This is a genomic window from Tateyamaria omphalii (assembly GCF_001969365.1).
GTDB lineage: Bacteria > Pseudomonadota > Alphaproteobacteria > Rhodobacterales > Rhodobacteraceae > Tateyamaria > Tateyamaria omphalii_A.
Map to the genome: position 1 here is coordinate 2,925,924 of NZ_CP019312.1, position 14,840 is coordinate 2,940,763.

A 14,840-nucleotide genomic window follows, 5' to 3' on the forward strand; every position below is an offset into this window, starting at 1 on the left:
GCAGGCAAACTGGCCCTACTGTTGTGACCAGATTCTCAGCGATTGTGCGCGGCAGCATGCCTGTTTGGCCCTTTGTTTCATGGGCCGACCCCATTTTTCGAAAGGTTCGACCCATGGACGGAACGTTCAACGAAAACGACATGAGCCGCGTGATCGAGGCCGACCGCGCAAATGTTTGGCACCACCTGGTGCAACACCAGCCGTTTTTCACCGGCGCCGACCCCAAGATCATCATCGAGGGCAAGGGCCTGCGCGTCTGGGACCAGAAAGGCATCGAACATATCGACGCGGTCTCGGGCGGTGTCTGGACGGTCAACGTGGGCTATGGCCGCGAAAGCATGGGCGACGCCGTGCGCGACGCCATCGTCAAAATGAACTTCTTCGGCGGCACGGTCGGCTCCATCCCCGGCGCGCTCTTTGCCGAAAAGCTGCTGACCAAGATGCCCGGGCTCGACCGCATCTACTACGCCAACTCCGGGTCCGAGGCGAACGAGAAAGCCTTCAAAATGGTCCGCCAGATCGCGCACAAGCGCTACGGCGGCAAAAAGCACAAGATCCTCTACCGCGACCGCGACTACCACGGCACCACCATCGCGTGCCTGTCGGCGGGCGGCCAGGACGAACGCAACGCACAATACGGCCCCTACACCCCCGGCTTCGTCCGCGTCCCCCACTGCCTCGAATACCGCAAGCACGAACAGGACGGCGCGCCTGACGCGAACTACGGGACATGGGCCGCAAACCAGATCGAAGAGGTCATCCTGCGCGAAGGCCCCGACACCGTCGGCGCGCTGTGCCTCGAACCCGTCACCGCAGGCGGCGGCGTCATCGTGCCCCCCGAAGGCTATTGGGAACGGGTGCAGGAGATCTGCAAGAAATACGACATCCTGCTGCACATCGACGAGGTTGTCTGCGGCGTGGGCCGCACCGGCACATGGTTCGGCTACCAGCACTACGGCATCCAACCCGACATGGTGACCATGGCCAAGGGGGTCGCGTCCGGCTACGCCGCCATCTCGTGTCTCGCGACAACCAACGACGTGTTCGACATGTTCAAGGACGACACGTCCGACCACCTCAACTACTTCCGCGACATCTCCACCTTCGGCGGCTGCACGGCGGGCCCGGCGGCGGCGCTCGAAAACATGCGGATCATCGAGGATGAGAACCTGCTCGAAAACACCACGGCCATGGGCGACTACATGCTCGAAAAACTGGCCGAGCTGAAAGACAAGCACGCGGTCATCGGCGACGTGCGTGGCAAGGGGCTCTTCCTCGGCGCCGAACTGGTCAAGGACCGCGAGACCAAGGACCCCGCGGACGAGGCGATGGTGCAGGCGGTGGTCAAGGACTGCATGGGGCAAGCGGTGGTCATCGGGGCCACCAACCGGTCCCTGCCGGGCAAGAACAACACGCTCTGCTTCTCGCCCGCGCTGATCGCGACGAAGGACGACATCGACCAGATCTGCGGTGCCGTAGATGGCGCGCTGACACGGGTGTTCGGGTAAGGGTCTGCCGCTCGGTCGCAACGCGCCGACGACAGGCCCAGTCAAAAATCCAGAACACCCCTGGGCGGGACGATGGGTTCCAGCGGACCACGGCGAAATGAAAAGAGGTCGTTGTGGTTCGCGAAACTCTGCAGTGTCGGGCAAGTGTCCGCCAAGACCCGGTCAACAACGCGTTGCCCCGCCAGGAAATTGCGCGTGGCCAAGTGCGGTTTTATCTTCCAAGAGATGCCGTTCGGATCGCCAAGTTTCAGGCGATGGACGTCCGGGATATACGGCAGGTGGTTTCCAACGATACTCACCTCATTGCCTATAATGCTGATGCCTGTCGCGTTAATAGATTGCAATCGGTTGTCGGCATCAAATTCTGTGATATCGAGCAAATCTCCATAAACCTCAAAATTATGCGACCCATAGAAGCCGTCGACCTGACTCGTGTATAGAAGTGAACCAGTGACAGTGACTACGCACGCCGGGCAGCGTAGCATGTGCACAATGCTGTCAGAAAACGCCAACCGCCATTCCAAGTCCAACCATACAGCCGGAAGGATACCGTTCCGAATTGAAAACAGGTCGTCTGGGGGCGTGATATCAAGCGAGTCAAGAATAAGTATTGCCCCCATCACAACCGCGGGCTCATCATCCTGCAGCAGAAACACCAGCGCTTGCTGCACCTGCTCTGCCAACCGGCTGTTTGCCGCCAGCCCCAAAATGGCGGCGCGTGTCGCGCCGTTTGGCGGGTATGTCAGCTCCACACCCGTGTTGACATACACCTCGCAAGTTTCTTCCTGGTTGATAAGCCGGGTTTTGGCGGGCAGCGGATAGTCCACCTCGCCGATGGCTTCGGCCAGCGACACGCGTCTGGCACTGGCCAGCATGCGCGTGCGCAGATCACTGACGAGGTTCAGCATCGCAATTTCATTCTGCAGTGCAGCCGCCTCGGTCTGCTCCTGCAAACGCTCCGTCTGGGCCTGCATCAATTCTGTCTGCGCCTGCATGAACCCGGTCTGCTCGGCCAGCCGCTCCCCCTGCGCCCGCAGCACCTCGGTCTGCTCACCCAGCTTCCGGTTCTGCTCAAACAACAGAACCGTCCCCATGAACGCGCCAAAGGCCAGCAGCAGCGCGACCGCCGTCGCAATCACCCAGCGGTAAAACCCGGTCCACGCGTACCAGCCCATTCCGCGCTGCACCAACGCTTGCGCATGGGCCGTCGCCGCATCCCGGTCGCCTGCAGATGCCGCCGACACGCCCGCGATCAACGATGCGCTCACATCATCCAGCGTCGCCTCGGCCCGACCAAACAGCTTGCGCAGGATCCAGTCGCGAAAAAACAGCGCGACGACCAGCGCCACGACCAACCCCGCCACGACGACAAAGACCGTGACCGCGATGCGCCGCACCTCTTGTTCCGTCGCACCCATGATCCCGCCCGCAATCGGAACGGCCAAAAGGGCAGCCGCAAAGACGCCCAACCAGAATGAAAGATGCTTGGTCATGCCCGCATCCTGCGCAACAGGACGGGCCTCAGGCAAGGTCTGTTTGAGGTGCGCCAGACGCAGGTCAGGTCATGTTGGACATGTTTTCGCGGATCTGCCGTTGTATGTCGCGCGCTTCGGCCTCCAGCCGCGGCAATGTATTGTCCGATGGATAGCCTTGGATATGCCCGCACAGCAGCGACAGCCAATAGACCCGCAAGACCCGGTTGATCCGCTTCTGGTATCCGGGTCCGAGCTTGCGGAACTAGGCCAGCATATCGCTGTCCATCCGCATCGTGACCCGCGTCTTGTGCGGCTCGACCGGATCGTCCACATCAAACCCGTTCCACTGGTCCGGCAGGCTCTTGTCTTGCCACTGGATAAACAGGTCCGTCTGCAACGCTTCAAGTTCGTACATGGCCTGGGTACGGGCCGCACTCTTGCTGGGGGGTGGCATGGTCATGTCCTTTCAACGGAATGCCATGATCCTCGCCAGATCGGGTAAACATCGCATGATGTGACCGAACGGTGTACGGGTTGTGCACACTCTGTGCACGGTCTGTGCATCGCATCATTTTCGATTTGGCTTGCGTTAAGCTGACATTAATGATACGAAACATCTCATTATTACAAGAAACGCGCGTCAGGGACACGACAGGTCGCGCATGGTTTCGCCACCGCGTAATACCAGATTGATTTCTAGGTAAGTCCAGAATACGCTTGATCCATGGCACTCCCCGTCGAAACCTTTTTCCTGCAGCCCGGCCATCAGGGCACCCTGCAAAGCCAGGTCCAGCAGATGATCGCCCATGGCATCCTGTCGGGACGCTTCGGATCGGGGGAAAAGCTGCCTTCGACCCGAAAGCTCGCCAGCCATCTGGGCATCAGCCGCATCACGGTCACGCTCGCCTATACCGAGCTTGTAGCCTCTGATTACCTCACCGCGCGGGGCAGGTCCGGCTACTACGTGTCCGCCAATGCCCCCGTGCCGCCCAGCTATCAACCCCAGCCCGCATCGGGCGACGCGGTGGACTGGACCCGCGCCATCGGTCAGCGCTTTTCCGGCGGCCACACGCTCAGCAAGCCGCAGGATTGGGCCCGTTTCAAATACCCGTTCATCTACGGCCAGACCGACCCGCAGCTCTTTGACCATACGAACTGGCGCCAATGCGCCCTGCAAGCACTGGGGCAACGGGATTTCGCAGCCCTGACATCCGACTACTTTGACCAGGATGATCCGCAGCTCATTGAATTTATTCAACGAAACACGCTGCCACGGCGGGGCATCTCTGCCAATGCTGATCAAATCCTGATCACGCTTGGCGCCCAGAACGCTCTTTGGCTCGCCGCGCAAATCCTGCTGACCCAACGCCGCACCGCCGCGTTCGAAGATCCCTGCTACCCCGCCCTCCGCGACATCCTGACCCAATCGCGCTGTCACCTGGCCCCTGTCCGCGTGGACCGCGACGGCCTGCCGCCCGACGGCATCCCGCCCGACACGGACGTGATCTTTTCTACGCCCAGCCACCAGTGCCCGACGACCTCCACCATGCCCATGCCGCGCAGGCAGGCCCTGCTGGATCGGGCGCGTGAGTTGGACGCCCTGATTGTCGAGGATGACTACGAGTTCGAGATGTCCTTTCTCAACCCGCCCTCGCCCGCGCTCAAGTCGATGGATACGGACGGGCGGGTGATCTATGTGGGCAGCTTTTCCAAGTCGCTCTTTCCGGGTCTGCGGCTCGGATATCTCGTCGGCTCGGAGCCGTTTGTCCGCGAGGCGCGCGCCCTGCGCACCTCCGTCCTGCGCCATCCGCCCGGTCATATTCAGCGCACCGCGGCCTATTTCCTGTCGATGGGGCACTATGATGCGCAAATCCGCAAAATGAGCGCGGCCCTGCACACGCGCCGCAACGCCATGCAGGACGCCATCGAAATCCACGGGCTCGACATCGCGGGCCAGGGGGCCTTTGGCGGCTCCTCCTACTGGATGCGCGCACCGCAAGGGGTGGACACGCGGGCAATGGCCCAGCAAATGCAAGGGGTTGGCGTGTTGATTGAACCCGGCAACGCCTTCTTTTCCGGCGACGACCAACCGCAAGGGTTCTACCGCCTCGGATACTCCTCCATCCATGTTGACCGGATCCACGACGGCATTGGCCTTATCGCGCAGCACATGAAACACTAGCTTGGACTTAAATGGATGTATAAACTGGCCCTAACGGACCACCCGACACACCATTATCGTCCCATGCAACATCCCGGGGCGATTCGACGCCCCCGCCTGTATTGGAGACTGCCCCATGAAAATGACCACCGAAGAAGCCTTTGTGAAATGCCTGCAGCGCCACGGCATTGAGCACGCGTTTGGCATTATCGGCTCGGCCATGATGCCGATTTCCGACATCTTCCCCGACGCGGGCATCCAATTCTGGGACTGCGCCCACGAAGGGTCTGCCGGCATGATGGCCGACGGCTTCACCCGCGCGACCGGCAAGATGTCGATGATGATCGCGCAAAACGGCCCGGGCATCACCAACTTTGTGACCGCGGTCAAGACGGCATATTGGAACCACACTCCTTTACTTTTGGTAACGCCACAGGCCGCCAACAAGACAATCGGCCAAGGCGGATTCCAGGAAGTCGAGCAGATGAAACTGTTCGAAGACATGGTCGCCTACCAGGAAGAAGTGCGTGACCCGAGCCGTGTGGCCGAGGTCCTCACCCGCGTCATCAGCCAGGCCAAGCGTCTGTCCGGCCCCGCGCAGTTGAACATCCCGCGCGACTTCTGGACTCAAGTGATCGACATCGAAATCCCCGATCCCATCGAATTCGAGGCATCCCCCGGCGGCCAGAACTCGGTCGCCGAAGCGGCGAAAATCCTGTCCGAGGCGAAGAACCCGGTCATCCTGAACGGCGCAGGCGTGGTCCTGTCGCAAGGCGGTTTGGAAGCCTCCAAACAACTGGCCGAGCGCCTGACCGCGCCCGTCTGCGTTGGCTACCAGCACAATGACGCGTTCCCTGGCAACCACCCGCTGTTCGCTGGTCCCTTGGGCTATAACGGCTCAAAGGCGGGCATGCAGCTGATCTCCGAAGCGGATGTCGTGCTGTGCCTCGGCACGCGCCTCAACCCGTTCTCGACACTGCCCGGTTACGGCATCGACTACTGGCCGACGGATGCCAAGATCATCCAGGTCGACATCAACCCCGACCGCATCGGCCTGACCAAGAAAGTCACCGTTGGCATCGTGGGTGACGCTGCCAAAGTCGCCAACGGCATCATCAGCCAACTGGCCGATGACGCAGGCGATGCAGGCCGTGAAGAGCGCAAAGCGAACATCGCACAGAAAAAATCTGCCTGGGCGCAGGAACTGACGTCCATGAACGAAGAACAGGACGACCCCGGCACCAACTGGAACGAACGCGCCCGCGCGGCCAAGCCTGACTGGATGAGCCCCCGCATGGCATGGCGCGCAATTCAGGCCGCTCTGCCGATCGAGGCGATCATCTCGTCGGACATCGGCAACAACTGCGCCATCGGCAACGCCTACCCGTCCTTCGAGGAAGGCCGCAAATATCTGGCCCCCGGCCTGTTCGGCCCCTGCGGCTATGGCCTGCCTGCCATCGTGGGTGCCAAGATCGGCCAGCCCGACGTTCCGGTTGTCGGCTTTGCCGGTGACGGCGCATTCGGCATCGCGGTGAACGAACTGACGGCGATTGGCCGCGGCGAATGGCCCGCCATCACACAGATCGTCTTCCGCAACTACCAGTGGGGCGCGGAAAAGCGGAATTCCACGCTTTGGTTCGACGACAACTTTGTCGGCACAGAGCTGGACGAGCAGGTCTCCTATGCCGGTATCGCCAACGCCTGCGGCCTGAAAGGCGTCGTGGCCCGCACGCAGGAAGAGCTGACAGCCGCCCTGAACCAGGCGATCAAGGATCAAATGGAAAACGGCATCACCACCCTGATCGAAGCCATGATCAACCAGGAACTTGGTGACCCCTTCCGCCGCGACGCGATGAAGAAGCCCGTCCAGGTGGCTGGCATCTCCAAGGACGATATGGTGCCGCAAACCGCTGCGTAACCTGCTAAGCATCGAGGGGATGGGCACACGCCCGTCCCCTCTTTTTCATTTTGAAAGGCGGTTTCGTGCCCCAATCCTTCCTGTCTGACGCCGACGCCATCGCACCTGCGCATATCATCGACATGGCGCAAAAGACAGCGAGCCCGCGCGTGGCCATCGCCCGCGCCGGTGCACCCCTGCCGATGCTGGCGGCGAAGGAAGCGACCGAAGCCAACATGATGATCCCGGTGTTCACCGGTGAGCGTCACATGATCGAGGCCGAAGCTGAGAAGCTGGACTGGGACATCTCCGGGTTCGAGTTGATCGAGGCCGAGGGCGAGGTGGCCTCTGGCATGGCTGCGGCTCTGGCCTGTGGCGAAGGCCGCGCTGACGTGCTGATGAAGGGCCAGCTGCATACGGACGCGTTCATGCGCGCCGCCGTATCCCGCGATGCGGGCCTGCGCACAGGCCGCCGCTTTGTCCATATCTTCCACATCACCACAGCCGACGGCACCGGGTCGATCACGATCTCCGACGCTGCCGTCAACGTCAGCCCCGACATGGCCACACGTCAGGATGCGACGACCGAAGTCGTGAAACTGCTGCACAAGCTGGGCAATGCCCGGCCCAAGGTCGCCTTCCTGTCCGCCACCGAATCCGCCATCGAAAGCGTGCCGTCCTCGATGGACGGACGCGCCCTGCGCGACTGGGCACGCGAAAACATCGAAAACGCCGACTTCTCCGGCCCGCTGGCGTTCGACCTGATCATTTCGCCCAAGTCCGTCGCAACAAAGAAAATGACCGACGATCCGGTCGCGGGAAAAGCCGACGCAATCATCGTGCCAGACATCGTGTCCGGCAACGCGCTCTTCAAATCCTTTGTCTACCTCGCTGGCGGCTGCGCAGGCGGCATCGTCATGGGCGCCAAGGTCCCGATCCTGCTGACCAGCCGTGCCGATCCCCCCGCCGCGCGCCTGTCCTCCGTGGCCCTCGGGGCCATCATGGCCGCCACATGATCCTGGTCGTCAACGCAGGCTCGTCCTCCATCAAGGTGGCGCTGTTCCAGCCCGACCTGAAGCAAGTGATGGCAGGGCAAGTCAGCGGTATTGGCGGCGCATTGGCCCATCTGAAACTGGGCGATGAAGACCAGAATGTCAGCGCGCCCGATCACGACGCGGCACTCACAACCATCCTCGACAGCCTCGCGCGCCAAGGGATCACGCCGGACAAACTGACCGCTGCCGCCCACCGCGTGGTGCATGGCGGCACGTCACTGGTGGACCCTGTTGCGGTGGACGACACAGTCATCGCAGGGATCGAGGCGGCAACACCGCTTGCCCCCTTGCACAACCCCAACAACCTCGCAGGCATCCGCGCGCTGCAATCCCTCGCGCCCAGCCTGCCGCAATACGCCAGCTTCGGCACCGCATTCCACGCGAACCAGCCCGAGGTTGCGACGACTTACGCGCTGCCCCGGGAACCGCGCAGCATGGGCATCCGCCGCTACGGCTTCCACGGCCTCAGCTACGCCTGGATCGTCACGCAATTTGGGCAGGACCTCCCCGAACGACTGCTGGCGTTCCACCTTGGCTCCGGCGCGTCGCTTTGCGCCATCCACAACGGCACCTCTGTCGCCACCTCCATGGGCTACTCCCCACTCGACGGTCTGACCATGGGCACGCGGTCGGGCGCCATCGACGGCATGGCCGTCCTGCGGCTGGCCGAAATCTACGGTGCGGATGAAGCGGCCCACATGCTCAACCACGAAAGCGGGCTGAAGGGCCTTGGCGGCAGCAACGACATGCGCCTCCTGCTCGCCGCTGACACAGACCGCGCCAAACTCGCGGTCGAGCATTTCTGCTACTGGGCCGCGCGCCACGCGGGCTCTGCCATCGTCGCCATGGGCGGGCTTGATGCCGTCGCCTTCACCGGCGGCGTCGGGGAAAACGCGGAACCCATCCGCGCCCGGATCATGGAGCACCTCAAACTCTTCGGCGACGTCCCCGTTCACGTGGTCAAAGCCGACGAAGAACGCCAGATCGCAACGGACGCGCGTGCCCTGATGTCAGGCACATCGCAATGACAGCGACCGGCAGCCCAAACTCCTTCTTCCAAGACCTCCCCAACCGCGTGCGCGCGCTCTTTCCCGGCGTATTGGTCGCCATCATCGTCGCCATCACCGCCCAGTTTCTGGCAGACCACTACGACACCCCCGCCATGCTGATGGCACTGCTGCTCGGCATCGCAGTCGCGTTCCTCGGGGACGAGGGCAAAACGGTCGAAGGCATCGCTTTCGCCGCACGCACCATCCTGCGTTTGGGCATCGCCTTCCTTGGCGTCCGTATCTCCTTCGAACTGATGGCGGGGCTGGGCCTGGAACTGGTGCTACTGGTCATTGGCGGCGTCGCCGCCACCATCGCCTTCGGCCTCCTGATCTCACGCTTCTTTGGCCATGGCTGGCGCTTTGCCTTCCTCACGGCAGGATCAGTCGCCATCTGCGGCGCCTCCGCCGCCCTCGCCATCAGTGCCATCCTGCCCAAGGATGATCGCTCCGAACAACGCCTGATCTTCACGGTACTCGGCGTCACCGTCCTGTCGACCATCGCCATGGTCGCCTACCCGATCCTCGTCACACAACTGGGCATGGACGATACCTCGGGTGGCATCTTCCTCGGCGCCACCATCCACGATGTCGCCCAAGTGGTCGGCGCCGGTTTCTCCATCTCGGAAAGCGCAGGCGACACAGCAACACTGGTGAAGCTGATCCGCGTATCCATGCTGGCCCCCGTGGTCCTGATCGCGGCCCTCCTGATCCGCACCTTCGCCGAAGCGCCCGAAGACGGCTCACGCCCGCCGCTGCTGCCGATCTTCGTGATCGGCTTTCTGGCGCTCGCCACACTCAATTCCTTCAACCTGATCCCGACGCCCGTCGCCGATCTGATGAGCCAGGCCTCGCGCTGGATGCTCCTGATCGCCATCGCGGCCGTCGGGATGAAGACAAACCTCAAGCGGGTGCTCGCGGTCGGAGGGGCCGCTATCGGCCTGCTTGTCACAGAAACCCTGTTTATCGCAGCACTGATACTTGCGGGGATTTACTATTTCGCCTGAGATCCAGGCAAACGGGAGGCCAGATGACGTTCCAGCAACCTAAGATCAATACCTCGCCCCACGTGTCCGACGAGGTGCGCAAAACCACCTGCTATATGTGCGCCTGCCGCTGCGGGATCAACGTGCATATGAAGGACGGTAAAGTCGCCTATATCGAGGGCAACCGCGACCACCCGGTGAACCAGGGCGTGCTCTGTGCCAAAGGCTCCGCTGGCATCATGCAGGTCAACGCCCCTTCGCGCCTGCGCAAGCCGCTGAAACGTGTGGGCGAACGCGGCGCGGGCGAATTCGAGGAAATCGAATGGGACGAGGCCCTGCAAATCGCCACCGACTGGCTGGCCCCCATCCGCAAAGATGACCCCAGCAAGTTGGCCTTCTTCACAGGCCGTGACCAGTCGCAAAGCTTCACCAGCTTCTTCGCCCAGAACTTCGGCACCCCCAACTACGCGGCCCATGGCGGCTTCTGCTCGGTCAACATGGCTGCGGCGGGTATCTACACGATGGGCGGCGCGTTCTGGGAGTTCGGCCAACCCGACTGGGACCACACCAAGCTGTTCATGCTGTTTGGCGTCGCCGAAGACCACGACAGCAACCCGATCAAGATGGGCATCGGCAAGATCAAGGCGCGCGGCGCACGCGTGATCGGCGTGAACCCGATCCGCACCGGCTACAACGCCGTAGCCGACGATTGGGTCGGCATCACGCCCGGCACCGACGGACTGTTCATCCTGTCCCTCGTCCATTGCCTGATGAAAGCCGGCAAGATTGACGTGAACTACTTGGCGCAGTACACAAACGCGCCCTGCCTCGTGAACGGCGATGAAAAATCACCCGAGTTCGGCCTGCTCCTGCGTGACGACAACGGCAAAGAGCTTGTCATGGACCGTGCCACGGGCAAGCTGACCCCCTTCGACCAAAAGGGCGTCAAACCCGACCTCACCGCCACCCATCATCACGCAGGCATCAGCCACCGCTCCGTCATGCAGCATATGGCAGAACGCTACCTCAGCGACGACTACGCGCCCGAGGCAGTGGCCGACCGCGTCGGCATTTCCGCCAAACGCATCTGTACGCTCGCCGCCGAAATCGCCCGCGTCGCCTTTGACGAAGCGTTCGAGTTGCAGCAGGAATGGACCGACTTCCGCGGCGAAACGCACAAGACGATGCAGGGCCGCCCCGTCTCCTTCCACTCCATGCGCGGCATCTCCGCCCACGCCAACGGCTTCCAGACCTGCCGCGCCCTGCACGTGCTGCAAATCCTGCTAGGCAGCGTCGAGGTTCCCGGCGGCTTCCGCTTCAAACCGCCCTATCCCAAGCCCGCCACGGCGCACCCCAAGCCACATTGCGGGACCACGCCAGACAAGCCCCTCGACGGCCCACATCTGGGCTTCGTCCACGGCCCCGACGATCTGGCGCTGAAAGAGGACGGCACACCCGCCCGCATCGACAAGGCGTTTTCCTGGGAAAACCCCATGTCCGCACACGGGCTCATGCACATGGTCATCTCGAACGCCTATGCAGGTGACCCCTACAAGATCGACACGCTGTTCATGTACATGGCAAACATGTCGTGGAACTCCTCCATGAACACCCGCGGCGTGATGGACATGCTGACGGACAAGGACGAAAACGGCGACTACGTCATCCCGCGCATCATCTATTCGGATGCGTATAGCTCGGAAATGGTCGCCTATGCCGACCTGATCCTGCCCGACACGACCTACCTGGAACGGCACGACTGCATCTCCCTGCTCGACCGTCCGATCTGCGAGGCCGACGCTGCGGCCGACGCCATCCGCTGGCCCGTGATCGAACCCGACCGCGACGTGCGCGGCTTCCAATCTGTGCTCTGTGAACTCGGCGCAAAACTCGGCCTACCGGGCTTCACCAACGACGACGGCAGCCAGAAATACGCCGATTACGGCGACTACATCGTAAACCATATCCGCAAACCGGGCATCGGCCCGCTTGCTGGCTTCCGCGGCGACGGCAGCGACACGGGCCGCGGCGACGTGAACCCCGACCAGCTGAACCGCTACATCGAAAACGGCGGTTTCTTCGTCGAACACATCCCGGACGAAGCGCTCTATTACAAGCCATGGAACAGCGCCTATCAGGACTGGGCCGTCGGCATGGGCCTCTTCGACAGCCCACAGCCCTACCTCTTCACGCTCTACGTCGAACCCATGCGGCGCTTCCAGCTGGCAGCCGAGGGTCACGGCGACCGCCAGCCCCCCGATCACCTGCGCGAACGGATCAAGAAAACGATGGACCCGCTGCCCATCTGGTACGACCCATCGCCTGACAATCACGGCGACACCTACCCGATCACGGCGCTCACCCAACGGCCCATGGCCATGTACCACTCCTGGGGCAGCCAAAACGCGTGGCTCCGGCAGCTGCACGGGCACAACCCGCTCTACCTGCCCACCAAGCTGATGCGCGAGAACAACCTGATCGACGGCGACTGGGCCAAAGTGACCTCGCCACACGGCGAAATCACCGTACCAGTCCTCGAAATGGCCGCACTCAACGAAAACACGGTCTGGACCTGGAACGCCATCGGCAAGCGCAAGGGTGCCTGGGCACTAGATGAAAATGCGCCAGAGGCGACCAAGGGCTTTCTGCTCAACCACCTGATCCACGAATTGCTGCCACCAAAAGGCGACGGCCTCCGCTGGGCCAACTCCGATCCAATTACGGGGCAGGCGGCGTGGTTCGACCTGAAGGTCCGCATCGAAAAGGCCGACGCCCCCACCGAGTCCCAACCGGCGATGGACCCGATCAAATCCCCCGTCGGTCACGGCCCGAAAAACCTGACATGGAAGGTCGGCAAATGACGCCCATCCAGCGCACCCTCCTTGCCATCGCAGCCTTCGTCGCAATCGCCGTGGGCACCTTCATCTACTTCATCGCCAACTGGGACGCGTCCAAGGCCGAACCTATCGGAGCAATGGAAAAACGATCCCCCTTCATTTCGCCAGATAAACCGCGGGGTCTGGGGCAGCGCCCCAGTCCTGCCCTCTCAGCGAGGACAACCGCATGACCACACTCCCAACGTCAACCGACCGCAAACTCGGCCTCGTCATCGACCTGGACACATGCGTCGGCTGCCACGCCTGCGTGATCTCATGCAAAGGCTGGAATACCGAAAACTACGGCGCACCGCTCGCTGACACGGATGCGTATGGGTCCGACCCATCCGGCACCTTTCTCAACCGCGTGCACAGCTACGAAGTGCAGCCCGCGCAAGGCGAAGCCCAACTCATCCACTTCCCCAAATCCTGCCTGCATTGCGAGGACGCGCCGTGCGTCACGGTCTGCCCCACGGGCGCCAGCTACAAGCGGGTCGAGGACGGGATTGTACTGGTCAACGAATCCGACTGCATCGGCTGCGGTCTCTGCGCCTGGGCCTGCCCCTACGGCGCCCGCGAAATGGACGCCGTCGAGAAGGTGATGAAGAAATGCACCCTCTGCGTTGACCGCATCTACAATGAAAACCTGCCCGAAGAAGACCGCGAACCGGCTTGCGTGCGCACCTGCCCCGCAGGCGCCCGGCACTTCGGTGACTTCGCAGATCCAGACAGCAACGTATCAAAACTGACCGCAGAACGCGGCGGCATGGACCTGATGCCCGAACAAGGCACCAAACCCGTCAACAAATATCTGCCGCCCCGCCCCAAGGACACGCTGTCCGAAGGCGCTGGCGACATCGACATCCTCGCCCCCTACCTCGAACCCGTCGCACAGGAAGCCAAGGGCTTCCTCGGCTGGCTCGACAAGACGTTGGAGAAACTCTGATGCATCCAGCCCCCTCCGTCATCTTCTTCACGGTCTTTTCGGGTATCGGCTTCGGCCTCCTGACCTTCCTCGGCCTCGGCTACCCTGCCGTGACAGGCTGGTCCGCCTTCGCCTTCTTCGCCATCGCATACCTCTGCGCCGTGGGCGGGCTGGTCTCGTCCACCTTCCACCTCGGCCACCCTGAACGGGCGCTCAAGGCGTTCACACAATGGCGCTCATCCTGGCTCAGCCGCGAAGGGTGGTGCGCGGTCATTGCCCTGATCGCCATGGGGCTCTACGGCGCAGGCCTCGTCTTCTTCGACCAACGCTGGGGGCTTTTGGGCCTGATCGGCGCCATCTTCTCGCTGCTGACCGTGTTCACCACGTCGATGATCTACACCCAGCTCAAGACGATCCCCCGCTGGAACTCCCCGCTGACCCCCGCCATGTTCCTCAGCTTTTCGCTGGCGGGTGGCGCGCTGCTGGCGGGTCAGGTCACATGGGCCATGGCACTGATCGCCATCGCGGGCGTCATCCAGGTCGTGCTATGGATGCAGGGCGACGGCGCACTCAAGGGCTCCGGCACCACACTGGCGACCGCCACCGGCCTCGGCACAAACGGCAGCGTCCGGGCCTTTGAGCCGCCGCATACCGGCACCAACTACCTGCTCAAGGAATTCGCTTTCATCGTAGGGCGCAAGCACAGCATCAAGCTGCGGGTCATCTCATTCGTGCTTATGGTGCTGCTGCCGGTGCTGCTGCTCGCCATGCCCTTCTCGCACGGGATCGCAATCCTGGCCGTGCTCAGCCACGTGACCGGCGCGCTCGCCTCACGCTGGCTTTTCTTTGCAGAGGCAGAGCACGTGGTCGGCCTCTACTACGGCAAGCGGTAAGCGACCGCGGGCAGATTG

13 protein-coding genes are annotated in these 14,840 nt (G+C 62.5%); 10 read left to right on the forward strand and 3 right to left on the reverse strand.

All coding sequences use genetic code 11. The annotated features are described in order from the left end of the window. Window positions 1–113: 113 nt before the first annotated feature. The gene (locus BWR18_RS14645) at window positions 114–1,508 is read left to right on the forward strand and encodes an aminotransferase family protein (RefSeq protein WP_076629203.1); all 1,395 of its coding nucleotides are present in this window, start codon (window positions 114–116) and stop codon (window positions 1,506–1,508) included. A gap of 41 nt (window positions 1,509–1,549) precedes the next feature. Here BWR18_RS14645 and BWR18_RS14650 read toward each other — a convergent pair whose 3' ends face one another. From BWR18_RS14650 to BWR18_RS21735, 3 genes are all read right to left on the reverse strand, one after another. After that, the gene (locus BWR18_RS14650) at window positions 1,550–3,001 is read right to left on the reverse strand and encodes a hypothetical protein (protein WP_076629204.1); all 1,452 of its coding nucleotides are present in this window, start codon (window positions 2,999–3,001) and stop codon (window positions 1,550–1,552) included. Between the two features lie 64 nt (window positions 3,002–3,065). Further along, complete coding sequence (locus tag BWR18_RS22295; RefSeq protein WP_302622824.1) at window positions 3,066–3,200, reverse strand: hypothetical protein; 135 nt, start codon at window positions 3,198–3,200, stop codon at window positions 3,066–3,068. Window positions 3,201–3,245: 45 nt separating this feature from the next. Continuing rightward, entirely contained in the window at window positions 3,246–3,437 is a 192-nt protein-coding gene (locus tag BWR18_RS21735) for a hypothetical protein (protein ID WP_157598791.1), read from the reverse strand. Window positions 3,438–3,707: 270 nt separating this feature from the next. On the opposite strand from BWR18_RS21735, the gene BWR18_RS14655 reads away from it, so the two are divergent. The 9 genes from BWR18_RS14655 to BWR18_RS14695 all read left to right on the forward strand — a co-directional run bounded on the left by BWR18_RS14655 (window position 3,708) and on the right by BWR18_RS14695 (window position 14,822). Beyond that, window positions 3,708–5,165: a PLP-dependent aminotransferase family protein gene (locus tag BWR18_RS14655; RefSeq protein WP_076629205.1), complete on the forward strand. Its 1,458-nt coding sequence runs from the start codon at window positions 3,708–3,710 to the stop codon at window positions 5,163–5,165. A gap of 115 nt (window positions 5,166–5,280) precedes the next feature. Then, entirely contained in the window at window positions 5,281–7,062 is a 1,782-nt protein-coding gene (xsc, locus tag BWR18_RS14660) for a sulfoacetaldehyde acetyltransferase (protein ID WP_076629206.1), read from the forward strand. A gap of 65 nt (window positions 7,063–7,127) precedes the next feature. Then, the gene (locus BWR18_RS14665; RefSeq protein ID WP_254684871.1) at window positions 7,128–8,057 is read left to right on the forward strand and encodes a phosphate acyltransferase; all 930 of its coding nucleotides are present in this window, start codon (window positions 7,128–7,130) and stop codon (window positions 8,055–8,057) included. Beyond that, complete coding sequence (locus BWR18_RS14670) at window positions 8,054–9,124, forward strand: acetate/propionate family kinase (RefSeq protein ID WP_076629207.1); 1,071 nt, start codon at window positions 8,054–8,056, stop codon at window positions 9,122–9,124. Before BWR18_RS14665 ends, BWR18_RS14670 begins: the two co-directional genes overlap by 4 nt. Beyond that, entirely contained in the window at window positions 9,121–10,149 is a 1,029-nt protein-coding gene (locus tag BWR18_RS14675; protein ID WP_076629208.1) for a YeiH family protein, read from the forward strand. Before BWR18_RS14670 ends, BWR18_RS14675 begins: the two co-directional genes overlap by 4 nt. Before the next feature lie 23 nt (window positions 10,150–10,172). Then, window positions 10,173–12,989 carry a molybdopterin oxidoreductase family protein gene (locus BWR18_RS14680; protein ID WP_076629209.1) on the forward strand — a complete coding sequence of 939 codons (2,817 nt, stop codon included), beginning with the start codon at window positions 10,173–10,175 and terminating at the stop codon, window positions 12,987–12,989. After that, a complete protein-coding gene (locus BWR18_RS21910) occupies window positions 12,986–13,195 on the forward strand; it encodes a hypothetical protein (RefSeq protein WP_076629210.1) in 210 nt (69 codons plus the stop codon). The genes BWR18_RS14680 and BWR18_RS21910 overlap by 4 nt, the downstream gene beginning before the upstream one ends. After that, window positions 13,192–13,950, forward strand: a complete 759-nt coding sequence (locus BWR18_RS14690) for a 4Fe-4S dicluster domain-containing protein (protein ID WP_076629211.1) — start codon at window positions 13,192–13,194, stop codon at window positions 13,948–13,950. The genes BWR18_RS21910 and BWR18_RS14690 overlap by 4 nt, the downstream gene beginning before the upstream one ends. Next, entirely contained in the window at window positions 13,950–14,822 is an 873-nt protein-coding gene (locus BWR18_RS14695) for a dimethyl sulfoxide reductase anchor subunit family protein (protein WP_076629212.1), read from the forward strand. The genes BWR18_RS14690 and BWR18_RS14695 overlap by 1 nt, the downstream gene beginning before the upstream one ends. Window positions 14,823–14,840: the final 18 nt, after the last annotated feature.